Source organism: Mucilaginibacter sp. (genome assembly GCF_036383575.1).
GTDB lineage: Bacteria > Bacteroidota > Bacteroidia > Sphingobacteriales > Sphingobacteriaceae > Mucilaginibacter.
In genome coordinates, this window is the sequence record NZ_DASVOB010000713.1 from 1 (window position 1) to 2,595 (window position 2,595).

A 2,595-nucleotide genomic window follows, 5' to 3' on the forward strand; every position below is an offset into this window, starting at 1 on the left:
CTGCCGATAAAATAGTGCATACCGATGCAGATAAGGCCATGAGCCTGAAAATGAACCGTGAATCGATGGTGCTGCTGAAAAATGCAAATAACCTGTTACCGCTGGATAAAAAGAAATATCCCAATATCCTGGTAACGGGTCCGCTGGCTAAAGAAACCAACTATGCTGTGAGCAGGTACGGCCCGTCGCACAACCCGGTAACTACTGTGTTTGATGGAATTAAAAATTACGTTGGCGGCGATGCCAAAGTTAACTATGTGAAAGGCTGCGATATGATTGATGCCACCTGGCCAGAGAGCGAGATCATCGAAACACCGTTAACCGCGCAGGAGCAGGCAGGCATTGATTCGGCTGTGGCACAGGCTAAACAATCGGATATTGTAATTGCTGTAGTAGGCGAGGATGTTGACCGTGTAGGCGAAAGCTTATCGCGCACAGGCCTGAACCTGCCGGGCAGGCAATTGAAGCTGATCCAGGCTTTGCAGGCTACCGGTAAACCTGTAGTAATGGTCATGATCAACGGACAGCCGCTTACCATCAACTGGGAAAATAAATATGTACCGGCTATATTGGAGGCCTGGTTCCCAAGTGTACAAAGCGGGCAGGTTATTGCCGAAACTCTGTTTGGCGATAATAATCCCGGCGGTAGGCTGCCCATCACATTCCCTAAAACGACAGGGCAACTGGAATATAATTTCCCTTTCAAACCATCGTCACAGGCTGAGCAGGGCGGTCAAAACAGCTGGGGTAAAACCAGTGTAAAAGGCGCCTTGTATCCTTACGGTTACGGGTTAAGCTACACTACGTTTGAATACAGCAACCTGCAGGTATCACCCGAAAAAGGAAATTCGCAGGGCCTGGTTCAGGTAAGTGTTGATGTAACCAATACCGGCCAGCGCAAAGGCGACGATGTGGTACAGCTTTACCTTAAAGATGAGGTAAGCAGCGTTACTACTTACGAGTACGACCTGCGTGGCTTTGATCGTGTTACCCTTAATCCCGGCGAGAAGAAAACAGTACAATTTACCCTGCATCCTGATGATCTGGCCCTGCTGGATAAAAACATGAACTGGACGGTAGAGCCGGGTAAGTTTCAGGTGATGATAGGCAGTTCATCAGTTGATATCAAACTAAAAAAGGAATTTGAGGTAGAATAAAGAGGAGGTGTTTATGACTTACGAAGTTTTCAAAAATTTCGTAAGTCTGTTATCCATTAAGTAGGGTGAGATGCTTTTATAAATGATTTTTTTGAATAAGTATACCAGATTTGGTCAGGCGTGACTATCTTTATACTTAGAAGCTGATCGAAAATAAAAACCTGTCGTTGCAAGAACGAAACAACTATAAATTGTGTCGTTTTGCTATAATTGTATATAAATATCTCTACTAAACCTTATAAAAACATCCCTTATGTTGTTAGATGATACCTGGGTATCGGTAGAAGCCGTATCCGACGATGATATTCCGTTGCTGGTCCGTTATAGGCCTAATTTGTTGAACTTTTTTGAAAGCGGTGTTTACCTGCAGCGCATGGACGTAACCTGGAGTTATGAAACGTTTGATCCCTCGCTGTTACCCCCGGCAGATGAAATGCTGTTGATGGAGCAGGTAGAAGACGCATTGGTGGACCTGCTTGAAGATGATCATCAAAGCATACTGGCCTTTGTATTCACCGGAGAAAATGAACGCTGGTGGGCCTGGTATACCACAGATATTGAGGAAGCAGGCGACAGGTTAAACGATGCTTTATCTGAATTTGATGAACTCCCCATAAACATAACCGTTATAGACGACCCGGAATGGGAAGAATATTTTGGTGTAATGGAGGATTTCGGAGAGGATGGGGAGTAACGTCGTCCTCTTTTTTGACTTTTAATTCTGGTGCCCTTTTGGCCGCTCCAGCTTTTGAAAAGGTATCTTCAGAATATTTGCAAACCTGCCGTTAACGCTTTTATCCATATGGGTATCAATGCCAAAACGGGTGTTTTCTTGTTCAAGTTCGCCAAAAGTGCCAAAAAGCCTGTCCCAGATGCTTAGTACGTCGCCATAATTGCGGTCGGTGTGTGGCAATTGGTAGTGATGGTGTACATGGTGCAGGTTTGGGGTTATAAAAACCAAACCGACAATTTTGTTAACACGGTGTGGCAACCTGAATTCAGTATGGGCCAGGATATTAAACAGTGATTGGAATGTTTGCCTCAATACTAATACCCCAATTGCTGGGCCGCAAATAAATACCCAAAGCATTAAACAACAGGTGCGTACACAGGTTTCGCCGGGATGCTCGCGTACTGTGGTTGAAACATCAACATGAAGATCGCTGTGATGTACGAGGTGAAATTTCCAAAGCGGATCTATTTTGTGCATCACCACGTGATAAACATATTCGCAAAGGTCAAGCAGCATGAAAAGACTGATATAGTAAACCCATTTATTATGATGACCGGGTATATAATTGATCAATCCCCAATGATGGGCGTTGGTCCAGCCGAGTATGATCAAAACAATGGTTGTAAGCAATAGCTGTATAGGGAGGGCGGTAAAAATGAACAGAAGGTTGGTTTTATTATGCTGCCAGCGCTTTTTTACCGAAAT

The 2,595-nt window shown here is 44.4% G+C and carries 3 protein-coding genes; 2 read left to right on the forward strand and 1 reads right to left on the reverse strand.

The annotated features are described in order from the left end of the window. Together VF500_RS25645 and VF500_RS25650 are read left to right on the forward strand one after the other, a co-directional pair. A partial coding sequence (locus VF500_RS25645) for a glycoside hydrolase family 3 C-terminal domain-containing protein (protein ID WP_330862387.1) occupies positions 1-1,157 on the forward strand: 1,157 nt, incomplete at its 5' end. 253 nt (positions 1,158-1,410) lie between these two features. Beyond that, positions 1,411-1,851 (forward strand): DUF695 domain-containing protein, encoded by a 441-nt coding sequence (locus tag VF500_RS25650; protein WP_330862388.1) that lies wholly within the window; start codon positions 1,411-1,413, stop codon positions 1,849-1,851. A gap of 21 nt (positions 1,852-1,872) precedes the next feature. Here VF500_RS25650 and VF500_RS25655 read toward each other — a convergent pair. After that, positions 1,873-2,595, reverse strand: a 723-nt coding sequence (locus VF500_RS25655; protein ID WP_330862389.1) for a sterol desaturase family protein, incomplete at its 5' end; no start/stop codon positions are given.